The sequence below is a fragment of the Streptomyces sp. NPDC056452 genome, from assembly GCF_042796085.1.
Classification (GTDB): Bacteria; Actinomycetota; Actinomycetes; order Streptomycetales; family Streptomycetaceae; genus Streptomyces.
Genome location: NZ_JBHTRI010000053.1, coordinates 24,599 through 30,938 on the forward strand (window position 1 = coordinate 24,599; position 6,340 = coordinate 30,938).

At 70.3% G+C, this 6,340-nt stretch carries 6 protein-coding genes; 4 read left to right on the forward strand and 2 right to left on the reverse strand.

What is annotated here, in order from left to right:
- Window positions 1-48: 48 nt before the first annotated feature.
- Both dapC and fdxA read right to left on the reverse strand, forming a co-directional pair.
- Complete coding sequence (gene dapC / locus ACFQ6X_RS33930; RefSeq protein ID WP_383187485.1) at window positions 49-1,152, reverse strand: succinyldiaminopimelate transaminase; 1,104 nt, start codon at window positions 1,150-1,152, stop codon at window positions 49-51.
- A gap of 101 nt (window positions 1,153-1,253) precedes the next feature.
- Entirely contained in the window at window positions 1,254-1,574 is a 321-nt protein-coding gene (gene fdxA / locus ACFQ6X_RS33935; protein WP_014154250.1) for a ferredoxin, read from the reverse strand.
- Window positions 1,575-1,691: 117 nt separating this feature from the next.
- Here fdxA and ACFQ6X_RS33940 point away from each other — a divergent pair, with 117 nt between their 5' ends.
- The 4 genes from ACFQ6X_RS33940 (at window position 1,692) to ACFQ6X_RS33955 (ending at window position 6,304) form a co-directional block, all read left to right on the forward strand.
- Window positions 1,692-2,705, forward strand: coding sequence for a GNAT family N-acetyltransferase (locus tag ACFQ6X_RS33940; RefSeq protein ID WP_383187488.1), 1,014 nt, complete (start codon window positions 1,692-1,694; stop codon window positions 2,703-2,705).
- A 26-nt stretch (window positions 2,706-2,731) separates the two neighbouring features.
- Complete coding sequence (locus ACFQ6X_RS33945; RefSeq protein ID WP_383187498.1) at window positions 2,732-3,595, forward strand: transglutaminase-like domain-containing protein; 864 nt, start codon at window positions 2,732-2,734, stop codon at window positions 3,593-3,595.
- A gap of 70 nt (window positions 3,596-3,665) precedes the next feature.
- Window positions 3,666-4,226 (forward strand): sugar O-acetyltransferase, encoded by a 561-nt coding sequence (locus ACFQ6X_RS33950; RefSeq protein ID WP_383187510.1) that lies wholly within the window; start codon window positions 3,666-3,668, stop codon window positions 4,224-4,226.
- A 284-nt stretch (window positions 4,227-4,510) separates the two neighbouring features.
- On the forward strand, window positions 4,511-6,304 hold the full coding sequence (locus ACFQ6X_RS33955) for a coagulation factor 5/8 type domain-containing protein (protein ID WP_383187504.1): 1,794 nt from the start codon (window positions 4,511-4,513) through the stop codon (window positions 6,302-6,304).
- The last annotated feature ends 36 nt before the right edge of the window (window positions 6,305-6,340 follow it).

Here is a 6,340-nt window from a genome sequence, read left to right on the forward strand (position 1 = left end):
CGATGGGCCTCGGGAGTGCGCACTCCCGAGGCCCATCGGCGCATCGCGTCAGGCCAGCCGCTTGACCGCCGCGGCCACCCGCTCGTCCGTGGCCGTCAGGGCCACCCGTACGAAGCGGTCCCCGGCCGGCCCGTAGAAGTCACCCGGCGCCACCAGGATGCCGAGCCCGGCCAGGTACTCCACGGTCTCCCAGCACGGCTCGTCGCGCGTGGCCCACAGGTAGAGGCTCGCCTCGCTGTGCTCGATCCGGAAGCCGTGGGCCTCCAGCGCCTCCCGCAGGACCGCGCGACGCTGCGCGTACCGGGCCCGCTGCTCGGCCACGTGCGTGTCGTCGGCCAGCGCCGCGACCATCGCCGCCTGGACCGGCGCCGGCGTCATCATCCCGCCGTGCTTGCGGATCAGGAGCAGCTCGCCGAGGACGGCCGCGTCGCCGGCGACGAAGGCCGCCCGGTAGCCGGCGAGGTTGGAGCGCTTGGAGAGCGAGTGGACGGCGACGATGCCCTCGTACGAGCCGCCGCAGACGTCCGGGTGGAGCACGGAGACCGGCTCGGCCTCCCAGCCGAGCTCCAGGTAGCACTCGTCGCTGAAGAGCAGAACGCCGTGCTCGCGGGCCCAGGCGACGATCCGGACCAGCTCGTCCTTGGGCAGGACGCGGCCGGTCGGGTTGGACGGCGAGTTGAGCCAGAGCAGCCTGAGCCCGGCCGGGTCCAGCTCGGTGGGGTCGTCGTAGGCGACGGGTTCGGCGCCGCAGAGCCGCGCGCCGACCTCGTACGTCGGGTAGGCGAGCCTCGGGTAGGCCACCTTGTCCCCCGCGCCGAGGCCGAGCTGGGTCGGCAGCCAGGCCACCAGCTCCTTGGAGCCGACGACCGGCAGGACGTTCTCGTGCTCCACGCCGACGGCGCCGAGCCGGCGCTCCACCCATCCGGTCAGGGCGTCGCGCAGCGCTCCGGTCCCCCACACCGTCGGGTAGCCGGGGCTGTCGGCGGCGGTGATCAGGGCCTGCTGGATCAGCTCGGGCACCGGGTCGACGGGCGTGCCGACGGACAGGTCGACGATGCCGTCCGGGTGGGCAGCAGCCGTCGACTTGTAGGGCGTGAGCTTGTCCCAGGGGAAGACCGGGAGCCGGGAGGAGACGGGGACTGCTGCAGACACGGATCTCTGCTTTCTCGTACGTGGACGTGCATGCCTGGAAACACCTCGGTCCCGCACGGTGACGAGCCGTACGGGACCGGGCGGCGCTCGTGCGGCCGCTGTTACTGGTTCTGCGGCGGCAGCGCGGCGATGAAGGCGTGGTCGCGCTCGATGAGACCCAGCTTGGAGGCGCCACCGGGCGAACCGAGGTCGTCGAAGAACTCGACGTTCGCCTTGTAGTAGTCCTTCCACTCCTCCGGGGTGTCGTCCTCGTAGAAGATGGCCTCCACCGGGCAGACCGGCTCACAGGCTCCGCAGTCGACGCATTCGTCCGGGTGGATGTACAAGGACCGTGAGCCCTCATAGATGCAGTCGACGGGGCACTCTTCGATGCAGGCCTTGTCCTTTACGTCGACACAAGGCTGCGCGATGACGTAGGTCACGCTGTCGTTCCTCCTCGGTAGGGCGTTGGCTCTCGCGCGGGAGCGCGGCGTCGTCGATGCCCGCACCTAGTATCTCCGTTCCGGGGCACGATCCGAACAGGAGGGGCGTACTGAGCTATGGAATTCACCATCAGCGGACGGCTTGAGGTTCGCATGACAGCTGCTGACGTGGGCAAACGCGTGTCCGTCCGCCAACTGATCAGTGCCCCCGGTGAGACCCCGAAGTTCACGGACACGGTCGGGGTTCTCACATCGTGGGACAACGGCGTGCTCTCCATCACGCCCCGGAGCGGCGAGAGTGTCCACATAGCGGAATCTTCGCTGGTCGCGGGCAAGGTGGTGCCCTCCGCGCCGGCCCGCCGTCGCGGCCCCGCCGCCTCGTTCGACGAACTCGCACGCGTCACCGCGCGCGCCTGGCAGCCCGTGGAGAGCGCGCCGCTGGGCGACTGGCAGCTGCGCGCCGCCGGCGGATTCACCCGCCGGGCCAATTCCGTACTCCCGCTCGGCGATCCCGGACTGCCGCTCGAAGCGGCGCTGGAGCACGTCCTGCGGTGGTACGGGGAGCGCGGCCTGCCCGCGTACATCCAGACCGCCACCGGCGCCCAGGGCACGCAGGAGCAGCTCTGTGCGGCGCTGGAGGAGCACGGATGGCGGCGCGAGGTGTCGGCCGAAGTGCGGATCGGGGCGCTGGCTCCGGTCGGTGATCTGGATGCGGACGTCTCCGCGGTGCGCCTCGCCCGTGGGACGGACGATGCGTGGCTCTCCCGGTACCAGCGCTTCAGCACCCCCGGGCACGCCCCGGGCAGCGATGTGCTGAAGGTGCTCGGCAGCGGCCCCTCGGTGTGGTTCGCCACCGTTCCGGGCGAGGGCGCCGACGGGGTGCCCGCCGCCATCGGACGCTGTGTCGTGGACGGCCGCTGGGCCGGGTTCATGGCTGTGGAGGTGGGCCCCGAGTACCGGCGCCGGGGTCTTGCCACGGCCGTGATGACCGCACTGGCCCGCAAGGCGCTGGACGAGGGCGCGTCCGCCTCGTGGCTCCAGGTCGAGGCGGACAACGACGGTGCGCGCGCGCTGTACGACGGCATGGGCTTCGCCACCCACCATCGGTACCACCACTTCCGGTCCGCCTAGCGGGAACAGCAGGGGATTAGTCGCATATGAGCGCTCAGGATTCCGGTGCGGCCGAACGCCGGCGGCAGTTCGCCGACGAGGCACGCGCGGAGCGGCCGGACCTGGCGCTGCTCTGCCTGCTGGTGGGCGCGGAGGCGGGATCCCCGACGGCGGCCGACTCCCCGCCCTCCGCGGATCCGTACGGCATCGACGCCGCGCAGATCGAGCTGGACCGGCTGGCGGGGCTCCTTCCGTACGGTGCGCGCGGCGCGGCGGCGTGGGCGTCCGCGCTCGGGGAACTGCTCGGCGAGCAGTGCGGTTTCGCCGGCTCGTCCGCCGACTACCAGCGGCTGGAGTCGTCACTGCTCCAGCAGGTGCTGCTGCGCCGCCGGGGCCTGCCGATCCTGCTCTCCGTGGTCTGGACCGAGGTCGCTCGGCGGGCGGGCGCGCCCGTGTACGGGGTGGCCCTGCCGGGGCACTTCGTGGTCGGGTTCGGCGATCCGGCGGAACGGGTACTGGCCGACCCGTTCGCCGGCGGTGCGCCGTTGAGCGGCGAGGACGCGGAGCTGATGGTGGCGGGGGCGACCGGCGCACCGCTCGAGGCCTCGATGCTGGCTCCCGCGGGACCGCTGGAGACCGTGCTGCGGATCCTGAACAACATCAGGGCCTGGGCGGCGACCCGCCCCGAGCGCACGGACGTGGCGCTGTGGGCGCTCGAACTGTCCCTGCTGCTGCCCTCGCACCCGGCCAGGCTCCGCTACGAGCGCGCTCAGCTCCTCGTGCAGCGCGGGGATTTCCTGCGCGGGGCGGCGGAGATGGAGGAGTACGCCCAGGTCGTCGACGCGATCGAACCGACTGCGGCGCAGGCGATCCGCGAACGCGCCCGGGCCGCCCGGGCGCTGCTGAACTAGCGTGTTCCGTCCGGATGAGGCGAACGCGGACAACTGAGGGGCTCACGACGTGACCAGTCAGAAGGAAGCCATGCTCGCCGGCGAGCCGTACATCGCCGACGACCCCGAGCTCGCCGCCGACGCGCTGCGCGCGGCCCTGCTGAGCGAGCGGTTCAACTCCGCTTCGGCCGCCGAACCCGAGGCCAGGCGGGCGGCCCTCGCCGAACTGCTGGGCGAGCTGGGCGAGGGCGTGGAGGTCCGGGCCCCGCTCCGGGTGGACTACGGCTACGGGATCTCGATCGGCGCCCGCACGTTCGTCAACTTCGGTGCCGTGTTCCTCGACGTCGCCCGCATCAGCATCGGCGCCGACGTCCAGATCGGCCCGAACGTCCAGCTCCTCACTCCCACCCACCCGGTGGAGCCGGAGGCCCGGCGGGCCAAGTGGGAGGCTGCGCAGCCCATTACGATCGGCGACAACGTCTGGCTGGGCGGCGGGGTGATCGTCTGTCCCGGGGTGACCATCGGTGAGAACACGGTGGTCGGCGCGGGCGCGGTGGTCACCAGGGACCTGCCCGCCGGTGTCGTGGCGGTGGGTAATCCGGCCCGCGTGATCCGCGAGATCCGGACCCCCCAGGACGCGGACGCCGGATGACGGCGTGCCCGTCAGGGATTGACGGCACCACGGTCACCCGGACGGGCCCGGGCCGCGTCGTCATCCTGTGAAGTCAACGACGCCGTGAACTGATCCCATAGCGGGCCAATTGCCTTACCGCAGCGGTTAATTGTGGCGTCATCAGCAAACGGCTGGGGCTTCTGACGCACACCTCTTGACGCGTCCTGACCAATGACGGTTACATCGCCGACACGAGAGAGCGCTCTCTCGCTTCTCTCGGACGTACGTCGTGCACCCGTACCACGACTCAGGAGATGTACTTCATGCACGTTCCCCCCACGAGCCCCACCGGCCGGACCGCCCCCCACAGGCGCCGCCGTTTCCGGGCCTTCGGCTTCGCGGCGCTCGCCGTGTCGCTCCTCATGGCGGTCCCCGCCACCCAGACGGCCTTCGGCGAGGACATCCAGGAGATACCCGGCGGCGGCGACCTCGGCCCCAACGTCCTCGTCTTCGACCCCTCGACCCCGAACATCCAGGGCAAGGTCGACGAGATCTTCAAGAAGCAGGAGTCGGCCCAGTTCGGCACCGACCGCTACGCGTTGATGTTCAAGCCGGGCACGTACAGCAACATCAATGCCCAGATCGGCTTCTACACCTCGATCGCCGGCCTCGGCCTCAACCCCGACGACACCACCTTCAACGGTGATGTGACCGTCGACGCCGGCTGGTTCAACGGCAACGCCACCCAGAACTTCTGGCGTTCGGCCGAGAACCTGGCCCTGAACCCGGTCAGCGGCACCAACCGCTGGGCCGTCTCCCAGGCCGCCCCCTTCCGCCGCATGCACGTCAAGGGCGGGCTCAACCTCGCGCCCGACGGATACGGGTGGGCCAGCGGCGGCTACATCGCCGACAGCAAGATCGACGGCCAGGTCGGCCCCTACTCGCAGCAGCAGTGGTACACCCGCGACAGCTCCATCGGCAGCTGGGGCAACGGCGTCTGGAACATGACGTTCTCCGGAGTCGAGGGCGCACCCGCCCAGAGCTTCCCCGAACCCCCGTACACCACGCTCGAGACCACTCCGGTCTCCCGCGAGAAGCCGTTCCTCTACCTGGACGGCGCCGACTACAAGGTCTTCGTCCCCGCGAAGCGCACCAACGCACGCGGCACCACCTGGGGCAACGGCACCCCGCAGGGCGAGTCCATCCCGCTGAGCCAGTTCTACGTGGTCAAGCCCGGAGCGACCGCCGAGACCATCAACGCGGCCGTGGAGCAGGGGCTGCACTTGCTGTTCACGCCGGGTGTCTACCACGTCGACCGGACGATCGACATCAACCGGGCGGACACCGTGGCCCTCGGCCTGGGGCTCGCCACGATCATCCCGGACAACGGGGTGACCGCGATCAAGGTCGGCGACGTCGACGGTGTGAAGCTGGCCGGTCTGCTGATCGACGCGGGTCCGGTCAACTCCGAGACGCTCGTCGAGGTCGGCCCCGAGGGCGCCTCCGCCGACCACTCGGCCAACCCCACGTCTCTCCAGGACGTGTTCGTGCGCATCGGTGGCGCCGGCCCCGGCAAGGCGACCACCAGCATCGTCGTCAACAGTGACGACACGATCATCGACCACACCTGGGTGTGGCGCGCCGACCACGGCGAGGGCGTCGGCTGGGACACCAACCGGGCGGACTACGGCGTCCATGTGAAGGGCGACGACGTCCTGGCGACCGGGCTGTTCGTCGAGCACTTCAACAAGTACGACGTGCAGTGGTCCGGCGAGAACGGCAAGACGATCTTCTTCCAGAACGAGAAGGCGTACGACGCACCCAACCAGGCCGCCATCCAGAACGGCGACACCAAGGGGTACGCCGCCTACAAGGTCGACGACTCGGTGACCACCCATGAGGGCTGGGGCATGGGCAGTTACTGCTACTACAACGTCGACCCGACCATTCAGCAGCACCACGGGTTCCAGGCACCGGTGAAGCCCGGTGTGAAGTTCCACGACCTGCTCGTGGTGTCCCTGGGCGGCAAGGGGCAGTACGAACACGTCATCAACGACACCGGATCCCCCACCTCCGGTGACACCACCGTCCCGTCACAGGTGGTCTCCTTCCCGTAGCCGCGAACGGAATGGAACGGGGCCCGGCCGCAACAG

What these genes read in the sequence shown, in the direction of transcription:
- ACFQ6X_RS33950 (WP_383187510.1), top strand. Translation starts at nt 3,666, where the DNA reads ATGCTCGCCGGCGAGCCGTACATCGCCGACGACCCCGAGCTCGCCGCC.
- ACFQ6X_RS33955 (WP_383187504.1), top strand. Translation starts at nt 4,511, where the DNA reads ATGCACGTTCCCCCCACGAGCCCCACCGGCCGGACCGCCCCCCACAGG.
- ACFQ6X_RS33945 (WP_383187498.1), top strand. Translation starts at nt 2,732, where the DNA reads ATGAGCGCTCAGGATTCCGGTGCGGCCGAACGCCGGCGGCAGTTCGCC.
- ACFQ6X_RS33940 (WP_383187488.1), top strand. Translation starts at nt 1,692, where the DNA reads ATGGAATTCACCATCAGCGGACGGCTTGAGGTTCGCATGACAGCTGCT.